At 72.3% G+C, this 17,225-nt stretch carries 17 protein-coding genes; 9 read left to right on the forward strand and 8 right to left on the reverse strand.

The genetic code is table 11. From position 1 onward, the window contains the following. A partial coding sequence (locus FNH04_RS22395) for a CopD family protein (protein ID WP_194236772.1) occupies positions 1–350 on the forward strand: 350 nt, incomplete at its 5' end. 135 nt (positions 351–485) lie between these two features. Here FNH04_RS22395 and FNH04_RS22400 read toward each other — a convergent pair. The 4 genes from FNH04_RS22400 to FNH04_RS22415 are packed head-to-tail and all read right to left on the reverse strand — an operon-like array spanning position 486 to position 4,780. After that, a complete protein-coding gene (locus tag FNH04_RS22400; protein ID WP_152786981.1) occupies positions 486–1,742 on the reverse strand; it encodes an amidohydrolase family protein in 1,257 nt (418 codons plus the stop codon). Beyond that, entirely contained in the window at positions 1,739–3,058 is a 1,320-nt protein-coding gene (locus FNH04_RS22405; RefSeq protein WP_386574991.1) for an amidohydrolase family protein, read from the reverse strand. The genes FNH04_RS22400 and FNH04_RS22405 overlap by 4 nt, the downstream gene beginning before the upstream one ends. An 11-nt stretch (positions 3,059–3,069) precedes the next feature. Next, on the reverse strand, positions 3,070–3,954 hold the full coding sequence (locus tag FNH04_RS22410) for an SDR family NAD(P)-dependent oxidoreductase (RefSeq protein ID WP_152786983.1): 885 nt from the start codon (positions 3,952–3,954) through the stop codon (positions 3,070–3,072). Between the two features lies 1 nt (position 3,955). Continuing rightward, on the reverse strand, positions 3,956–4,780 hold the full coding sequence (locus FNH04_RS22415) for an acetoacetate decarboxylase family protein (RefSeq protein ID WP_152786985.1): 825 nt from the start codon (positions 4,778–4,780) through the stop codon (positions 3,956–3,958). A gap of 159 nt (positions 4,781–4,939) precedes the next feature. Between FNH04_RS22415 and FNH04_RS22420 the strand changes: the two genes are divergently transcribed. The 4 genes from FNH04_RS22420 to FNH04_RS22435 all read left to right on the forward strand — a co-directional run bounded on the left by FNH04_RS22420 (position 4,940) and on the right by FNH04_RS22435 (position 8,606). Next, the gene (locus tag FNH04_RS22420) at positions 4,940–5,602 is read left to right on the forward strand and encodes a TetR/AcrR family transcriptional regulator (RefSeq protein ID WP_152786987.1); all 663 of its coding nucleotides are present in this window, start codon (positions 4,940–4,942) and stop codon (positions 5,600–5,602) included. Positions 5,603–6,405: 803 nt separating this feature from the next. After that, positions 6,406–7,383 carry a DEDDh family exonuclease gene (locus tag FNH04_RS22425; RefSeq protein ID WP_152787007.1) on the forward strand — a complete coding sequence of 326 codons (978 nt, stop codon included), beginning with the start codon at positions 6,406–6,408 and terminating at the stop codon, positions 7,381–7,383. A gap of 110 nt (positions 7,384–7,493) precedes the next feature. After that, positions 7,494–7,727, forward strand: coding sequence for a hypothetical protein (locus FNH04_RS22430; protein WP_152786989.1), 234 nt, complete (start codon positions 7,494–7,496; stop codon positions 7,725–7,727). 81 nt (positions 7,728–7,808) lie between these two features. Next, a complete protein-coding gene (locus FNH04_RS22435; RefSeq protein ID WP_322723536.1) occupies positions 7,809–8,606 on the forward strand; it encodes an SURF1 family cytochrome oxidase biogenesis protein in 798 nt (265 codons plus the stop codon). Positions 8,607–8,633: 27 nt separating this feature from the next. Here the strand turns inward: FNH04_RS22435 and FNH04_RS22440 are convergent, their stop codons facing one another. From FNH04_RS22440 to FNH04_RS22455, 4 genes are all read right to left on the reverse strand, one after another. Continuing rightward, positions 8,634–9,587, reverse strand: a complete 954-nt coding sequence (locus tag FNH04_RS22440) for a hypothetical protein (protein WP_152786991.1) — start codon at positions 9,585–9,587, stop codon at positions 8,634–8,636. 245 nt (positions 9,588–9,832) lie between these two features. Continuing rightward, a complete protein-coding gene (locus tag FNH04_RS22445; protein ID WP_152786993.1) occupies positions 9,833–10,024 on the reverse strand; it encodes a CstA-like transporter-associated (seleno)protein in 192 nt (63 codons plus the stop codon). Next, entirely contained in the window at positions 10,021–12,192 is a 2,172-nt protein-coding gene (locus FNH04_RS22450) for a carbon starvation CstA family protein (protein ID WP_152786995.1), read from the reverse strand. The genes FNH04_RS22445 and FNH04_RS22450 overlap by 4 nt, the downstream gene beginning before the upstream one ends. Positions 12,193–12,310: 118 nt before the next feature. Then, a complete protein-coding gene (locus FNH04_RS22455) occupies positions 12,311–12,535 on the reverse strand; it encodes a DUF3311 domain-containing protein (protein WP_152786997.1) in 225 nt (74 codons plus the stop codon). Positions 12,536–12,713: 178 nt separating this feature from the next. Here FNH04_RS22455 and FNH04_RS22460 point away from each other — a divergent pair, with 178 nt between their 5' ends. The 4 genes from FNH04_RS22460 to FNH04_RS22480 form a co-directional block, all read left to right on the forward strand. Continuing rightward, positions 12,714–14,294, forward strand: a complete 1,581-nt coding sequence (locus FNH04_RS22460; protein WP_152786999.1) for a sodium:solute symporter family protein — start codon at positions 12,714–12,716, stop codon at positions 14,292–14,294. A 161-nt stretch (positions 14,295–14,455) separates the two neighbouring features. After that, on the forward strand, positions 14,456–15,016 hold the full coding sequence (locus FNH04_RS22470) for a SigE family RNA polymerase sigma factor (RefSeq protein WP_386575008.1): 561 nt from the start codon (positions 14,456–14,458) through the stop codon (positions 15,014–15,016). Then, on the forward strand, positions 15,013–15,375 hold the full coding sequence (locus FNH04_RS22475) for a hypothetical protein (RefSeq protein WP_228031564.1): 363 nt from the start codon (positions 15,013–15,015) through the stop codon (positions 15,373–15,375). Before FNH04_RS22470 ends, FNH04_RS22475 begins: the two co-directional genes overlap by 4 nt. Positions 15,376–15,436: 61 nt before the next feature. Continuing rightward, a partial coding sequence (locus FNH04_RS22480; protein WP_322723539.1) for a glycoside hydrolase family 15 protein occupies positions 15,437–17,225 on the forward strand: 1,789 nt, incomplete at its 3' end.

The following is a 17,225-nucleotide window of genomic DNA, read 5'->3' on the forward strand; positions in this document are numbered from 1 at the left end:
GGGCCGTGTTGTCGGGGGCCGGGGCCGCGCTGTTGGGGCTCTACGCGCGCGTGGCGGCCGTTCTCCTCGCCGCCGTCACCGCCACCGGGGCGTGGAGCACTCTGCGCCGTATGCCGCCCGACACGGTGGTGGAGCAGCTGACGGCGACGGCGTACGGGCGCGCCCTGCTCGCCAAGGTGCTCCTCGTGGCCGTCGTCGCGGTCCTCGCGCTCGCGGCCCGCGTCCGGCTGGGCCGTGCCCGCGATCCGCTCGGCGCCTGCGCACCCGCGCGGGCGGAGGTGGCCGTGCTGGGAGTGGTCGTGGCGGTGTCGGCGCTGCTGACGGCACTGCCGGTGCCGATCCGCTGGTGACGGCACGGCACCGTGAACGATCGCGGCATCCACGGCGCCGGAGCTCGTGCGGCCGCGGTGGGGGACGACCCGCTGACATCGCCCTCGTCGTCGACTCCGGACCGGGCGCCTGACAGCGGGTGCCGGGCGGCGGCGTCACCAGACCCGGACCGACCCTCCCCGCGCGAACACCGGGCTCGTCGCGTCCGGCGGTGTCTCGTCCAGCGGCTCCGCCAGCTCCCTCACCGTCGGCCCCGCCTTCGCCGCTATCGCGTCCAGGAAGTCCAGGTCGAAGCCGTACACGCGGGCCGCGTTGCCGCCGATCATCGCGGCGACCTCCGCCCGCGGCACGCCCGCGTACGCGACCCGCAGGGCCTCACGGGAGTACGGGTACGTGCCCTCGTCGTGCGGGTAGTCGCTCCCCCACATGATCTTGTCCACGCCGATGCGGTCCCGCAGGGGCACCTCGTGGGCCCGCATGAAACTCGCGCCGACGAAGCAGTTCTCGCGCCAGATCTCGCTCGGCCCCCTGCCCATGGACGCCGCGAGTCCGGCGCCGAACTTCGACTCCGCCGTGGAGGTCCGTGCCGCCGCCGCGACCAGCCGCTGGTGGTAGTAGTCCAGCATGTCGAGCACGCCGGGGATCCAGCCCGAACCCTGCTCGGTCAGCACCAGTTTCAGGCCCGGGTGGCGGCGGAAGGCGCCGCCGAAGACCAGGTGCCACAGGGCGCGGTGCGAGAACCAGGTCGTCTCGACCATGAACACGGCGCGTGCGGCGGGTTCGTCGCCCAGGGGCGGGGACGCCGAGCCTGCGTGGTGGTTCACGGGGACGTCCAGTTCCTCGCAGACCGCCCAGATCGGATCGTACGTCGACGAGTACAGCTCCGGCAGGCCCGAGCCCGGTGGGGTGCCGGGGAGCAGCAGGCCTCCCTTCAGCCCGGCGCCGACCGACCGTCTGATCTCCTTCACCGCCTCCTCCACGTCGTTGAGGAGGATCTGGAACACGCCCGCCCGGCGGCCGGGGGCGGCCGCGCAGAAGTCCGCCAGCCAGCGGTTGTGGGCCTTCAGACCGGCCCAGCGGCGCTCGTACTCCTCCGCCGTCGGCGCCGGAGCGATCAGGGAACCGGACGGGAAGAACGGCGGGATGGTGTTGGGGAACACCACCTCCGCGACGATGCCGTCCTCCTCCAGCTCCGCCAGGCGGCGCTCGGAGTTCCAGTTCTTGTCGGCCGTGTCGGCCATCAGGTCCTCGTACGGATTGACGTACGTGGCCGCCCACGCGTCGAACTCGTCGTGATACCGCGACGCCAGGTAGGGCCTGTAGTCCAGGAGGTCGGCCCCGGCATGGCAGTCGGCCGAGACGACCGTGTAGCGGTCCTCACCTGACGCGCTCCTCCCGCCGGGCTCGCTCATGGCGTCACCCCCAGGACGGGAAAGTCGTGGTCCGTCAGCCAGTGCCGGCCCACCTCGCGCGAGCGCGCCCAGGACGCCTCGACCGCCTCCTGGTCGCCGGACTGGCCCAGGTCGGCCGGGGTGGGGCCGATACGGCGGGCCAGCGGAGCCAGTTTCGCCACGTCGAAGCCGAAGACCTCCGCCGCCGCCAGCCCCAGCATGCGGCGCGTCTCCGCCACCGGGATGTCGTGGAAGGTCCTCGCCAGCCACGCCCGCGTGTCCGGCCAGGTGCCCTCGGGGTGCGGGAAGTCGCTGCCCCAGAGGATGTTGTCGACGCCGATCTCGTAGCGCTGGGCCAGTTCGCGGCGCTTGGTGTTGGTCGCGCAGATGAAGACCTGGCGGTCGAGGTACTCGTGGGGCGGGCTCTTCAGCTCCTTGAAGGGGGAGAGCTTCTTGCCGCCATGGGCCCCCAGGTACAGGCGGTCCATGAACCAGAGCAGGTTCGGCAGCCACCAGCAGCCCGACTCCGCCACCCCGAACCTCAGCCCCGGGTGGCGTTCGAAGACGCCGGACCAGAGCAGGAACCACAGGGGCCTGGCGGGCCACCAGGTGACCTCCGAGACGTAGATCCCCAGGTGGTCGCCGTACTCGTGGCGCGGCGCCGCCCCGGAGTGGGTGACCACGGGCATCCCGCACTCGGCGGCCGCCGCCCACACCGGGTCGTAACGGAGGTCGTGGTACGGCTCCTTGTCGACCCACATGGAGGGGATCATCAGCGCGCCGAGCCCTGACTCCCTGGCGCGGTGGATCTCGGCGACCACCTCCGGCACCTCGGCCGTGACCGGCAGCAGGGCGACCCCGCAGTGGCGCTCGGGGTTCTCCGAGACGAAGTCGGCGAGCCAGCGGTTGTGCGCCCGCGCGCCCGCCATGCCCAGCCGGGGGTCCTGGTCGCCGGAGAGTCCGAGGCCCACACCGAAGGGCGCCGCCGTCCGGCTGTCGACGGCGTCGGCGTCCGGGAAGACGACCTCGGCGGCCACACCGTCGCCGTCCAGCTCCTTCAGCCGCTGCGCGGTGTCCCATCCGCCGCGCAGGCCCTCCTCGTTGTCCTGGAACCACTTGGCCGCGAACGCCTCGTTGCGGATGCCGAGGCGGGTCATCTCCTCGCGGCGCCGGTCCCGTCCCGCGAGGAACTCGTCGAAGTCCCCGTGGAAACGAGCCTCCAGGTAGGGCCGGTACTCCTCGGTGGGCAGCCCGGCATGGCAGTCGGACGAGATGATCAGATAGGGATCCCGGTACGGGTCCTGGTACAGGTCCTGGTACGCGTCCTGGCCGGTCACAGCGACCCCCCTCAGTCGAGGACGAAGCTTTCGAGATACGACGGGTTCGCGCGGTCGAGCATCGACCGGGCCCGCGCGCGGATCTGGGCGTCACTGTGCTCGCTCTCGGGCAGCAGCCAGAAGCGGTTCGCGCGGATGCCGTCCACCACCAGCCCGGCGACCTCCTCGACGGGCGTGAACCGCACCTCCCGCCCCGCCTCCCGCATCGCGGCCTCCCACTGGCCGAGGCTGCGGTACGGCGTTCTGCGCGGCCTGCGCTTGGCGTACCGGTCGGGCCTGTTGCGGTGCGACTCCCACAGGCCGGTGCGGAGCATGTGGGGTCCGGGGAAGAGCACGGACGCCCCCACGCGCGCGTGCTCCGCGTTCAGATGCGCGTACAGGGACTCGGTCATCGTGACCACGGCCGCCTTGGTGACGGCGTACACGGAGGCGGTCGGCAGGGGTGCGATACCGCCGTCCCCGGAGGAGGTGTTGACCACGTGGCCGGGCTCGCCGGAGGCGATCATGCGCGGGACGAAGGCCTGGACACCGTGGAAGACGCCCCACACGTTGACCGCGAACGCCCACGCCCAGTCGTTGGGGTCGTGCTCCCACATACGGCCCTCGGCGCCCGAGCCGACGCCCGCGTTGTTGCACAGCACGTGGACGGCGCCGTACGTCTCGTACGCCGACTCGGCCAGCGCGAGGACCTCGTCCCGTTCTCCGACGTCCACCACGCGCGCGTGGACGTCGGCTCCGTCCTCGCGCAGCCCGGAGGCGGCCTTCTCCAGGGCGCCCTCCTCGACGTCCGCGAGGACGACCTTGAGGCCCTCGGCCGCGAAGCGGCGGGCCATCGCGAGCCCTATCCCGCTCGCCGCCCCGGTGACGACGGCGACCTGTCCCGCTCTCAGCTCCATCTCAGACGCTCCCCTCGGGACCCGTCGAAGGCTCCGGAGGCCCGTCGACGATCTGCGACGGGTCGTCGTAGCGCTGGTGGACGTACGGCAGCAGGGTCCGCGCGTCGACCCGTTCGGCGACCCTGCCCCGCTGGTCGCTGGTCTTCTCGCCGAGGGTGATGCCGACGAGTTCGCGTACGGGCAGGTCGGCGACCGGGTCGTACGGGGACTCGCGGAGGACCACCTCGCCGGTGATCCGCTCCAGCCTGCGCACCGTCTCGTCGCGCAGGCAGTGCACGAGCAGGGGGTCGGCGTCGAAGCCCGAACCGTCCACCGCGGGCAGGAACTTGAAGTAGAAGTCGGTCCGCCGCACGGGCTCCGGCGGCGGCGGTTCCTCCCCGCTCACCTCACCCCGCACCTCCACGAACGCGACACCGTGCCGGGCCAGTGACGCCCGTACGGCCGTGCCGTGCCGTTCGACGGTCACCTCGCCCAGCTTCTTCGGCTCGCCGAAGACCTCGCGGCCGCCGATGAGGGCCCGTTCGTGGGTCATCGGCATGACGAGCGGGTACCAGCCCTCGACTCCGTCGTGCGCGGCGGCGACCGCGAACGAGCCCGCGCCCAGCGGGTACCGGTGCAGGTCGACCCTGCTGATCGTCACCCGTACCAGGGGGCGCCCGGTGGGTTTCAGGGGCGGCGGGAGCACCGCCGCGACCGCGTCCGGGTCGCTCTCCCAGACGGCCACCACACCGGTCGACCAGATGGCGGGGAGCCTCGAACTCGCGGTGCGCGCGGCGGCGATCTCCGCCTCGGTCCGCGCGCCGTACCGTACGCGTGCGCGTGCCATGTCGTACCGCCCTTCACCGATGGGCACTGATGGGGCACTGATGAGGTACTGGTCGGGCACTGCTGTTCGCTGATGGCCCGTCAGGTGGCGCTGTAACACAGTTACAGCACAGCCCTCGCCGGGTAAATACGCGTGCACGCACCGGACCGGAGGGCATGCATGGCGAGAGCGTCACTCACGCGGGACGAGGTGCTGGAGGCAGCCGCGGGGCTGGTGAGGCGGCATGGGCCGCAGGGCCTGACGATGCGCGGGCTCGCCGCCGGTCTCGGCACCTCCGTCACCTCGATCTACTGGCACGTCGGCAACCGCGAGTCGCTTCTCGACGCGCTCGTCGAGCGCACGATCGCCGATCTCGGCGAGATCCGTCCCAGCGGCCGTACGCCCGCACGACGCGTCGTCTCCGTGGCCCGGGCGCTGCGCCGGCTGCTGCGCGAACACCCCCACCTCGTCGCGATGGTCCACGAACGGGGCCTGACGGACCGGATGTTCCTGCCCGCACAGCGCGCGCTCGTCCACGAGATGCACGCCGCGGGCCTGCGGGGCGCCCGCGCCGCCGAGGCGGTGCGCGCCGTGCAGTTCCAGGTCGTCGGCTTCGTCCTCGTCGAGCGCAACCGCGAGCGTGCCCCCGCCCAGCGGCCCGCCGAGGGCGAGTTGTGGGACGCCGAGAGCGCGGACGGCGACCAGGGTCTCGCCCGGGCACTGACGCGCCCGGTGGACGAGGAGAGGCTGTTCCTGACGTCCGTACGGGCCTTGGTGGAGGCCCTGCTGCGCGTCCCGGAGACCACCGCGAACGCCCCGGCGGGAGCCGCCGCCGGAAAATAGGTGGCGGCCCGTGACGAGCCCCTCCTAGGTCGTGATCGCGGGGGCGGCTCCGCAAGCGTGCCCGCATCCACCTGCCCATGCTCGTCGACCTGGAGCGGCACACGTTCCTGTGGACGGACCTGCACCTGTCGCCGTCCGAGGGCTACCACAGCGTGCACCGGCACAGCGCCGACCTGGGCCGCGTCGGACGGGACCTCGCCCAGTACTTCACCACCGGCCGCACGACGCTGTGGGACCTCGCGGTCTGGCACGCGTCAGCCCGGGCCGACGAGATCGCGGTGATCCACCACACCCCGTCCAGGGCGACCGGCCTGGCGAACGAACTGTGGCACTACCACCGCATGGAGGGCGAAACGGACAGAGCGTTCGCCGCCCGCGTCCATGCCCTGGAGCCCCCTCAGGGGCGCCGCCTCTCCGAGGACGTGGACGCGCCCGCCGAAGTGGCCGCCGAGCGGCACGCGTTGCTCGCGCTCGTGGAGGGCCGGGCCGTCCCGGAGGGCACGACCGGCGCCGTGTACCGCCTGCTGCCCGGCCCGGTGGACGGCTGCGGACTGGATCCGCTGACGGCGGGGGACCTCGTGGCGGCGCTGGGCCGAGCCGGCCCGCCCCACAGGTCCCGGTCGGCGGTCCGCCCGCTCCGGCCTGGCGTGCCGTCAACCGTGGTGCGCTCCGGCGGGCTTCCGGACGGACTCGCGAGGGCGGGGGCGACGGTGGCCCGCACGCGCGCGTGGGCCCTGTGTGCCGTGGCGCGTTCGGGACGGGGGCGGCCGGGCTGTCAGTCGCGGCCCGTATCCTCAGTGACCATGCTCGAAGACCGTACGACCGCGGCGCCCGACGCCCTTTGGCCGGCCGCGTATCCGCAGGGGTACGCGGTCGTCGACGTGGAGACCACGGGCCTGGCCCGGGACGACCGGATCATCTCCGCCGCCGTCTACCGGCTGGACGCGCGCGGCGAGGTCGAGGACCACTGGTACACGACGGTCAACCCGGAGCGCGACCCCGGCCCGGTGTGGATCCACGGTCTGACGAGCGAGGCGCTCGAAGGAGCCCCTCTCTTCCAGGACATCGCCGAGGAGTTCGCCACCCGGCTGGCCGACCGCGTGCTCGTCGCGCACAACGCGGTCTTCGACTGGTCGATGATCGCCCGGGAGTACGCGCGCGCGGAGCGCGAGGCACCGGTGAGGCAGCGGCTGTGCACCATCCAGCTCTCCAAGGAGCTGGGCCTGCCGCTGCCCAACCACAAGCTGGAGTCGCTGGCCGCCCACTTCGGCGTCGTACAGCAGCGGGCGCACCACGCCCTGGACGACGCGCGGGTGCTGGCCGAGGCGTTCCGGCCGAGTCTGCACGCGGCGGCGAGCAAGGGGGTGCGGCTGCCGCTCCTGGAGTGCCGGCCGCTGACCGAGTGGTCGGGCTCCCCGCACATCGGGCGCCAGTCCTCGGGCGGCTACCAGCCGGGGAGTTGGCGCCCGTCACGCAAGCGGCCCTCGTGCCCGTACCCCAACCCGGGCCGCTACGAAGAGGGCAAACGACTCAAACAGGGCATGCGGGTCGCCTTCTCGGGGGACACGTCGATCGACCGCGAGCTGCTGGAGGACCGTGCCGTCGAGGCCGGACTGCATGTCGCGACAAGCCTGTCCCGGCTGACCAGTCTCCTGGTCACGAACGACGCCGACTCCGGCACGTCCAAGACGGTCAAGGCGCGGCAGTACGGGACGCCGGTGATCGACGAGGCGGCGTTCGGGCAGCTGCTGCGGGACGTGGAGCCCGCGGCGGAGGACTGACCCGCGGGACGTGGCGCGATGGAGGGCCGACCGGGGCGTATGGGTGATTGCGAGACGACTCGCCCCACGCCCGCTCGCCCGCACCGCTTGAGCGCCGCACCCTGTGGCGCATGGCACGTTGCGAAGTCTGCGGAAACGACTACGGCATGACGTTCGAGGTGCACGCGCAGGGCGCTGTGCACGTCTTCGACTGCTTCGCCTGCGCGATCCACCGAATGGCCCCGATCTGCGAGCACTGTCGTGTCCAGATCATCGGCCAGGGCGTCGAGGCCGAGGGCAAGTGGTACTGCGGCGCCCACTGCGCCCGCGCGGAAGGAGAAGCGGGGATCGTGGACAAGGTCTGAGCTTCCCCGCCCCCACGGGGGCGCGGCCCTCGATGGGACCCTCTCACCGGGGGCCGGTTCGGGACCAGGTACCGTCGTGACGTGTACCGCTTCCTGTTGTCCCGGCAGTGGGTGATCCTCACGCTGGTCGCCCTCCTCCTCATCCCCACGATGATCAGGCTGGGCATCTGGCAGATGCACCGCTACGAGGAGCGCGCCGCCAGGAACCAGCTGGTCTCCGACGCGCTGACCGCCAAGCCGGTGCCCGTGGAGGAGCTGACCTCCCCCGGGCACACCGTCACCACCGGCGAGCGGTACCGCGGCGTGACGGCGAAGGGCCGCTTCGACACCGACGACGAGGTCGTCGTCCGCCGCCGCACCAACTCCGACGACGAGGTCGGCTACCACGTCGTCACCCCCTTCGTCCTCGACGACGGCAGGGTCCTGCTCGTCAACCGGGGCTGGATCCCGTCGGGGGGCCTGGGCGAGACCGCGTTCCCCAGGATCCCCGCACCGCCCCGCGGCGAGATCACCGTCACCGGGCGGCTCATGCCCGACGAGACGACCGAGGCGAGCGGCATCAAGGACCTCAAGGGGCTGCCGGACCGGCAGATCATGCTGATCAACAGCGAGCAGGAGGCCCGTCGGCTCGGCTCCCCGGTGCTCGGCGGCTATGTCGCGCAGACGGCGCCCGAGCCGAAGGGCGACACTCCGGAGCTGATCGGCAGGCCCGGCGACGAGAACGCCGCGCTGAACTACGCGTACGCCATCCAGTGGTGGCTGTTCGCCGCCGGTGTCCCCGTGGGCTGGGTCGTCCTGGTCCGTCGCGAGCGCCGCGACCGCGAGGAGGCCGCAGCAGCCGCGGAGGAGGAGAAGGAAGCGGCGCCGGCACCGGCGTGACGCCCCCGGCACAACGGGGCGGAACCCTCAGGTGCCGCGACGGCCCGCCGGCCTGTCCCGCCAGTAGAGGAACGTGCGTTCCGGCTCGGGCAACAGGTCCCACGGGTGGTGTGTCATATGGCGGCCGATGCGCTGGAAGACGGGGGCCGCCTCGTCCGGGAGGTGCGCACGGGTCAGCCCGAAGGCGAGGACGTTGAGATCGGTGACGGCTTCGGCATGGGCCACGGCGGTGGTGCGGAACCAGCCCTCCAGGGCCACGCCGATCTCCTCGGCCGCCCGGGGCTCGTTCCATTCGCCGCTCGTGCCGAGAGCGGGGAGCGGCGTACTCCCCTGGCGGTGAGCCGTCAGCTCGACGCGCGCCGCCACGGGAAGCAGGGCGACCGGCGAGCCCTGCGGGGCCCGGGCGGCGGCCTGCCAGGCGAAGTCCATCATGTCGGGGACTGTCCCGTGTCCGCGCGGGGACAGGTACGACAGCAGCCGGTGGTAGGCCGTCCGGTGCCAGGGCGCGCGGTTGACGGCCTCGGTCCACACGGGTACGGCGTCCTTGACCGGTACGGCGCAGGAGTACATCAGGGACAGCAGCGCCAGCCAGGGCAGCGGATCCTCGGGGCAGGCCCCGGCGGCGCTCAGGCACGTCTGTTCGGCCCGGCGGACGGCGGTGTACCCCTCGGCCGGAGCCCTGGTCGCCTCCACGAAGGCCCGCAGGACCAGGGCGTCCCCGTCGCCCGGCCGGTCTGCCGCCCACCGCTGCGAGACCACGGCGGGCAGGCTCCGCGCCAGGACCGAGACCCGGTGCGCCCGGCGGTCCCAGTCCCTCCCCGTGGCACGCAGCAGCTGGGCCGCGGGCTCCCAGACCGGGCGGGTGCTGCCCGCGCCGAGACCGTGGAGCTGCCCGCTCGGACGCAGTTCGGCCAGGGTCGTGTGCAGGGGTTCGTCGTCGAGTTCGGGTCGGATCAGCAGGGAGGATCGGCGTCTGAGCATCTCGGTTCTCGGCGGAGTGGGCGGACGAGGTCGTGGTGCGGTGACGCGAAGAGGACGGAGGGTGCGTGGACAGGACGGGGATGCGGGGCGGGCGTGCCGTCAGGGCTGGGAGGACACGCCCGCCGCGCGGTCAGGGCGCCGTGCGGAGATCAGCAGCGGCGCGGATCGGCGACAGTCCGGATCAGCGACAGTGCGGTTCGGCGACAGTGCGGATCAGCGACAGTGCGGTTCGGCGACAGTGCGGATCAGCAGCAGCGGCCGGGCGACTCGCACTCACGCTGCAGGGTGCGCATCCGCTGGTACTCCCGGCGGGTCGGCACGGGGGCGTGCGGGTGGTGGCGGCGGTGCCGTGCGCAGTAGCGGTCGTACTCCGCCTCACCGGTCAGTTCCCGCGCGTACCAGAGCACGGTGCCGAGCGCCTTCCGTACGGCCCTCATGACCTGGCCCCCACCAGCGACTCGCTGTCGCGCTGCTCCGGCACGTCGATACGGGACTCGACGTACGGCGCCTCGGTCGTCGGCAGCGGCTCGGAGGACCTCAGGGCCCGTACGCACACCACCGCGCAGTTGACCAGGACGATGAGGACCAGCAGCAGGAAGATCGCCATGATCACGCCGTCCACGGTGTTGTTGAGGACGATGGTGTGCATGTCGTCCGTGTTCGTGGCGCCCGGCAGCAGCTTGCCCGCGTCGATGGCGTCGGCGTAGAGGTCACGCTGGGCGAAGAAGCCGATCTTCGGGTTCTCCGAGAAGATCTTCTGCCAGCCGGCGGTGAAGGTGACGGCCACGTCCCAGACCAGCGGGATACCGCTGACCCACGCCCAGCGCAGCTTGCCGGCCTTGATGAGCATGGTCGTGGTGACGGCCAGGGCGACGGCGGCCAGCAGCTGGTTGGCGATGCCGAACAGCGGGAACAGCTGCTTGATGCCGCCCAGCGGGTCGGTGACACCGGCGTAGAGGAAGTAGCCCCAGGCGCCCACGACCAGCGCGCTGGTGATCCAGATGCCCGGCTTCCAGGTGACCCGGCCGATCGGCTTCCAGACGTTGCCGAGCATGTCCTGGAGCATGAAGCGGCCCACGCGGGTGCCCGCGTCCACCGTGGTGAGGATGAACAGGGCCTCGAACATGATGGCGAAGTGGTACCAGAAGGCCTTCATCCCGGCGCCGCCGAACACCCCGGCGAAGATCTCCGACATACCGACGGCCAGGGTGGGGGCGCCGCCGGAGCGGCCGACCAGCGTCTGCTCCTCGACGGCCTTGGCCGCCGCGGTCAGCTGGTCGGGGGTGATGCTGAAGCCGAGGCCCTTCACGGCCTCCGACGCGGTCTCCACGGTCGGGCCGAGGAGCGCGGCCGGGGAGTTCATGGCGTAGAACAGGCCCGGTTCGAGGACGCAGGCGGCGATCAGCGCCATGACGGCGACGAAGGACTCCGTGAGCATGGAGCCGTAGCCGATCATCCGGACCTGGGACTCCTTCTGGATCAGCTTCGGGGTGGTTCCCGAGGAGACCAGCGCGTGGAAGCCGGACAGGGCACCGCACGCGATCGTGATGAACAGGAAGGGGAAGAGGGATCCGGCGAAGACCGGTCCGGCGCCCGTGGAGGCGAACTCGGTCACGGACTCGGCCTTGAGGGTCGGGGCGGCGACCGCGACACCGACGGCCATCAGGGCGATGGTGCCGACCTTCATGAAGGTCGACAGATAGTCACGGGGCGCCAGCAGCATCCACACGGGGAGCACGGAGGCGACGAAGCCGTAGCCGACCAGGCAGAAGACCAGGGTCTCGGGGCTCCAGACGAAGTGCTCGGCGAGCGAGGAGTCCTGGATCCAGCCGCCGCCGAGGATCGCGAGCAGCAGCAGCGCCACGCCGATGAGGCTGGTCTCCACGACCCGGCCCGGCCGCAGATAGCGCAGGTAGAAGCCCATGAAGAGGGCGATGGGGATCGTCATGGTGACCGAGAAGGTGCCCCAGGCGGACTCCGCCAGCGCGTTGACGACGACCATCGCGAGGACCGCGAGGAGGATGATCATGATGGCGAAGACACCGATCAGCGCGGCGGCACCGCCCACCCTGCCGATCTCGTCCCGGGCCATCTGGCCGAGGCTCTTGCCGTCCCGGCGCATGGAGAAGAAGAGGACGATCATGTCCTGGACCGCACCGCCGAAGATCACGCCCGCGATGATCCAGATCGTGCCCGGCAGATAGCCCATCTGGGCGGCCAGGACCGGGCCCACCAGCGGGCCGGCGCCCGCGATGGCCGCGAAGTGGTGGCCGAACAGCACCCGCTTGTCGGTGGGGTGGTAGTCGACGCCGTCCTCCAGCCGTTCGGCCGGGGTGGCGCGGGTGTCGTCGACCTCGAGGACGCGGCGGGCGATGAACCGTGAGTAGAAGCGGTAGCCGATGGCGTACGAGCCGAGGGCGGCCATCAGCAGCCAGACGGCCGAGATCTCCTCGTCGCGGGACAGGGCGAGCACGGCCCATCCGGTCGCGCCCACCAGGGCGACGGCGGTCCACACGAGGATCGATTTCGGGGTCGTCCGGGACCGCCGGGGCGGTGGGCCCCCGGGTGCCGGGAGGGCGGACTCGGGTACGGCTGATGTGGACATGGCGGCTCCTCACCTGAGCGGTGGTGTCGGGCGATACGGCGGTACTGACGTACGGACGTACAGGACGTACAGATCCAACGGACACAAGGGACGCGAGGGACGTACGGAATGGCTCTGATCAGGGATCGTGACGGCGGTCGTGCCTGGTCAGCACGTACGCGGCGAGCAGGCAGAGGCCGCACCCCGGCACCCAGGCCAGCTGGTACCAGTAGAAGAACGGCGTCCCGGCCAGCCGCGGGCTCGCACCGGCGTACCAGGGGACCCACAGCAGCCCTGCCGCGGGCGCGAGGAGGAGCAGGGCGACGGCGACGTGCCGTAGCCGGTGCTTACCGGTCCGTGCCATGACCTGTGCTCCTCTCCCGATTGCTGTCGGTCTGTGCAAGAGTTGCGCACTCGCTGGAACTGGTTGACAGCGAATTTCCAGAAGATTTCCCGCCGGTTTTCCGAGCTCCTCTGTCCTCCGAACCGGCCACCCGCGCAACCAACACGCGAGGGCCCAGGCACACCAAGGACGGTGACCCATGGCGGATGGCGCCATGACCGCGACGTTTCTCGCCGTGATCGGCGGAGCGTCGCTGCTCGCCGTCACCGCGCGCCGTCTGCGTCCCGTCGACCGGCTGCCGGCCCTGGAGGGCTGGGCGCTCGCCGACCGGAGCCTCGGCCCGGTGTGGACCTGGCTGCTGCTGGGCGGCACGATCTTCACCGCGTACACCTTCACCGCCGTCCCCGGACTGGCGTACGGCAACGGAGCGCCCGCGTTCTTCGCGGTGCCGTACACGGTGATCGTCTGTCCGCTCGCCTTCGTGCTGCTGACCCGGCTGTGGACGGTGGCCCGCCGCCACGGATACGTCACGGCGGCCGACTTCGTACGCGGGCGGTACGGTTCGCCGCCGCTGGCGCTCGTGGTGGCGCTGACCGGGATCCTCGCGACGATGCCGTATCTGGCGCTGCAGCTGCTTGGCATAAGGGCGGTGCTCACGGCCGGGGGCGTCTATCCGCGGGGCGCGGCCGGGGACCTGGTGATGGTGGGGCTGTTCGCGGGGCTGGCCGTGGCCACGTACCGGCACGGGCTGCGCGCGCCCGCCGTGATCTCGGCGCTCAAGGCGGTGGCCGTGTTCGTCTCGCTGACCGCCGTGTGCTGGCTGGTCCTGGCCCGGCTCGGGGGGCCGGGCGCGGTCTTCGAGGGGGCGGCACGACGGCTCGGCGGCACGGACACGGGCACCGGCTCGGCCATCGGCGAGTCCGCCCTGCTGCTCTCCCCCGAGCAGCAGCCCGCCTACGCCACGCTCGCCCTCGGCTCGGCCCTCGCCCTGCTGATGTACCCGCATGTGCTCACCGCCGGGTTCGCCGCCGACAGCCCGCGCACCGTCCGCAAGGTCGCGGTGGCGCTGCCCGCCTGGACGGCGCTGCTCGCGCTCTTCGGGTTCCTCGGTATCGCGGCGCTCGCCACGGGGGTGCGGGCGCCCGAGGGCGGGGCCGAGGCCGCGGTACCGATGCTGGTCGACCGGCTGATGCCGACGCCGCTGGCCGGGCTGGTGTTCGGCGCGATCACCGTGGGCGCGCTGGTCCCGGCCGCCGTGATGTCGATCGCGGCCGCCACGAGCTTCGTACGCAACGTGTACGTCGAGTACGTCCATCCGACGGCCACGCCCAAACGGCAGGTGCGGATCGCCAAGGCGGTGTCGCTGACGGCGAAGGTGGGTGCGGTGGCGTTCGTGTTCGGGCTGCGCGACCAGGACGCCATCAACCTCCAGCTCCTGGGCGGCGTGTGGATACTGCAGATCTTCCCGGCCGTGGCCGTGGGCCTCTTCACCGGCCGGCTGCACCCGCGGGCACTGCTCGCCGGGTGGGCCGTGGGCATGGTGGCCGGGACGTACATGGTGGTGCGGGAGGGGTTCTCGTCCATCGTGCCGTTCGGTCCGGCCGACCAGCCGCTGGAGGTCTACGCGGGGCTGGCCGCGCTCGCGCTCAACCTGATCGTGGCCGTGGTGGGCACCGCGGCCCTCGAACGTCTCGGCGTCCCGCGCGGCGCCGACAAGACCGACCTACCGTCGCGCCTGGCCGTCAGGCGGCGCCCCGAGACGGGAGCGAACAACCCGTGAGACGCAGACAGCAGACCAGAGTGCCGGTACCGCGCTCCTCCGCGGCGCCGGTGGCCCACGCCCCCACGGCACCCGTGGCCCACGCACCGGCGGCACCGGTGGCCCACGCCTCGCCCGCACCCGTGGCACCGGCGGGGCCGGGCTCCGCGGAGCCGCTGTCCGTGGGCGCGCCCGAGCCGCTGGCGCCCACGGGGGCCGAGCCCCTCTCCCCCGCCGTGACCGACCCCGACGAGCTGGAGCGGGAGGCGGGCCTCGCCCGGCTGTTCGAGCTGCACTACTCGTCGATGCTGCGTCTCGCCGTGCTGCTCGGCGCCGACGACCCGGAGAACGTGGTGGCCGAGGCGTACTACCAGATCTACCGGAAGTGGCGGCGGCTGCGGGACATCGAGGCGGCCGAGGCGTATCTGCGCTCCACCGTCTGCAATCTGACCCGCATGCGGATACGGCACCTCCAGGTCGTCCGCAGGCACGTGGAGAACCCGCCGGACGAGCTCGTCGCCTCCGCGGAGAGCACCGCGCTGCTCCACGACGACCAGCGGGTCCTGATCGACGCGTTGCAGCAACTGCCCACCCGGCAGCGCGAGGCGCTCGTCCTGCGACACTGGCTCGGGCTGAAGGAGAGCGAGATCGCCGCCGCGATGGGCATCTCCTCCGGCTCGGTCAAGACCCACACGGCACGCGGCATCGCCGCCCTGACCCAGGCGATGGAGGCCCGGCGATGAACGACACTTCCCCGGACACCACTTCGGGCGCCTCGCCGGACGCCGCTCCGGGCAGCTCTCCGGACACCGCGGGCGCCGCCGAGGACCGTACGGCCGAGAACCGCACCGAACTGGAGCTCCAGGCGGCCCTGGAGGCGCTGGCCGGCGGGGTGCGGCCCGCGCCCGACGCGTACCGCACCGCCCGCGGCGACTGGCTGCGCCGTGAACGCCGGCGCCGGCTCGTCCTCGCCGTCCTGATCGCCGTCGTCTTCACCCTCGCGACCCTGATCGGCCTGTGGGTCCTGAACCAGACCCCGTCCGACCCGGGCGTCATCTTCTCGGGCGCCGAAGGCGTGGTGGCGGGGACGGGCCCGGGCTGACGGCGACTCCGAGTGCTCGCCGCCCGGATTGATCACCGGGCGGGGAGGGCACTCGGCAGCCGTGCACCCCCGGATCGAGGACTACGCGCTCATCGGTGACCACCAGACGGCCGCGCTGGTGAGCCGGTACGGATCGGTGGACTGGCTGTGTCTGCCGCGGTTCGACTCGGCGTCCTGTTTCGCGGCGCTGCTGGGCGAGGAGGAGAACGGGCACTGGCGGATCGCCCCGAAGGGCGCGGGCGCCTGCACCCGGCGCGCGTACCGCCGTGACTCCCTGATCCTCGACACCGAGTGGGACACACCCGAGGGTTCGGTACGGCTCACCGACCTGATGCCCCAGCGCGACCGCGCCCCCGACCTCGTCCGCGTCATCGAGTGCCTGGACGGCCGTGTGACGATGCGTGGCACGCTCCGGCTCCGCTTCGACCACGGCTCGATCGTGCCGTGGATGCGCAGGGCGGACGGCCACCGGGTGGCGGTCGCGGGCCCGGACGCGGTGTGGCTGCGCAGCGAACCCGAGGTGCGCACCTGGGGCGAGGACCGCGCCACGCACTCGGAGTTCACCATGGAGCGGGGCGAGAAGGTCGCGTTCGTCCTCACGTGGCACCCCTCGCACGAACCCCGCCCCCGCCTCGTCGACCCCCATGACGCGCTGGAGCACAGCCTCGCCGACTGGCGGGCGTGGGCGGCCCGTTGCCGCTACGAGGGTCCGCACCGGGACGCGGTCGTCCGCTCCCTGATCACCCTCAAGGCCCTTACGTACGCCCCGACCGGCGGTATCGTCGCGGCCCCCACCACCTCGCTCCCCGAGGAGCTCGGCGGTGTCCGCAACTGGGACTACCGCCACTGCTGGCTGCGGGACTCCACGCTCACCCTCGGCGCGCTCCTCGCGGCCGGGTACCAGGAGGAGGCCGAGGCCTGGCGCGACTGGCTGCTGCGCGCGGTCGCGGGCGATCCGGCGGAGCTGCAGATCATGTACGGCCTCGCGGGCGAACGGCGGCTCCCCGAGAACGAGTTGCCCTGGCTGCGCGGCTTCGCGGACTCGGTGCCCGTACGGGTCGGCAACGACGCCGTGCGCCAGTTGCAGCTGGACGTGTACGGCGAGGTCATCGACTCGCTGTCCCTGGCCCGGAGTTCGGGTCTGCCCACCAAGCCGCCGATGTGGCGGGTGCAGCAGGCCCTGATGGACTTCCTGCGGTCGGCCTGGCGGCGGCCGGACGAGGGCCTGTGGGAGATACGCGGCCCGCGCCGCCACTTCACGCACTCCAAGGTGATGACCTGGGTGGCCGCCGACCGTGCCGTACGCGCCCTGGAGAACGACCCGGAGCTGGACGGCGACCTGGACGGCTGGCGCGCGATGCGCGAGGAGGTGCGGCGGGAGGTGTGCGAGCGCGGCTACGACCCGGCACGTAACACCTTCACGCAGTCGTACGGCTCCCGGGAGCTCGACGCCTCGCTGCTGCTGATCCCCCAGCTGGGCTTCCTGCCGCCCGACGATCCACGTGTCGTCGGTACGGTCGACGCGATCCGCGCCGAGCTGGGCCACGACGGGCTGCTGCGCCGCTACAGCTCCGACGGGGCCGCCGTCGACGGGCTGCCGGGGCAGGAGGGCGCGTTCGTGGTCTGCTCGTTCTGGCTGGCGGACGCCCTGCACCTGACCGGCCGGACCGAGGAGGCGCGCGAACTGTTCGAGCGGCTCGTGGGGCTGACCAACGACGTGGGGCTGCTCGCCGAGGAGTACGACCCCGTGGCGGGCCGGCAGCTCGGGAACTTCCCGCAGGCGTTCAGCCATATCGGCCTGGTCGGCACCGCCTTCACCCTGTTCGGGGAGGACGGGACGGGCGGCGGGC

It is taken from the genome of Streptomyces phyllanthi (assembly GCF_009377205.1).
Lineage (GTDB): Bacteria > Actinomycetota > Actinomycetes > Streptomycetales > Streptomycetaceae > Streptomyces > Streptomyces phyllanthi.

Bases quoted from the DNA above. Each gene is read 5' to 3' on its own strand.
- FNH04_RS22415 (WP_152786985.1), bottom strand. From the start codon at position 4,780: ATGGCACGCGCACGCGTACGGTACGGCGCGCGGACCGAGGCGGAGATC.
- FNH04_RS22460 (WP_152786999.1), top strand. From the start codon at position 12,714: ATGGCGGATGGCGCCATGACCGCGACGTTTCTCGCCGTGATCGGCGGA.
- FNH04_RS22425 (WP_152787007.1), top strand. From the start codon at position 6,406: ATGCTCGAAGACCGTACGACCGCGGCGCCCGACGCCCTTTGGCCGGCC.
- FNH04_RS22410 (WP_152786983.1), bottom strand. From the start codon at position 3,954: ATGGAGCTGAGAGCGGGACAGGTCGCCGTCGTCACCGGGGCGGCGAGC.
- FNH04_RS22420 (WP_152786987.1), top strand. From the start codon at position 4,940: ATGGCGAGAGCGTCACTCACGCGGGACGAGGTGCTGGAGGCAGCCGCG.
- FNH04_RS22430 (WP_152786989.1), top strand. From the start codon at position 7,494: ATGGCACGTTGCGAAGTCTGCGGAAACGACTACGGCATGACGTTCGAG.
- FNH04_RS22475 (WP_228031564.1), top strand. From the start codon at position 15,013: ATGAACGACACTTCCCCGGACACCACTTCGGGCGCCTCGCCGGACGCC.
- FNH04_RS22440 (WP_152786991.1), bottom strand. From the start codon at position 9,587: ATGCTCAGACGCCGATCCTCCCTGCTGATCCGACCCGAACTCGACGAC.
- FNH04_RS22450 (WP_152786995.1), bottom strand. From the start codon at position 12,192: ATGTCCACATCAGCCGTACCCGAGTCCGCCCTCCCGGCACCCGGGGGC.
- FNH04_RS22400 (WP_152786981.1), bottom strand. From the start codon at position 1,742: ATGAGCGAGCCCGGCGGGAGGAGCGCGTCAGGTGAGGACCGCTACACG.
- FNH04_RS22445 (WP_152786993.1), bottom strand. From the start codon at position 10,024: ATGAGGGCCGTACGGAAGGCGCTCGGCACCGTGCTCTGGTACGCGCGG.
- FNH04_RS22455 (WP_152786997.1), bottom strand. From the start codon at position 12,535: ATGGCACGGACCGGTAAGCACCGGCTACGGCACGTCGCCGTCGCCCTG.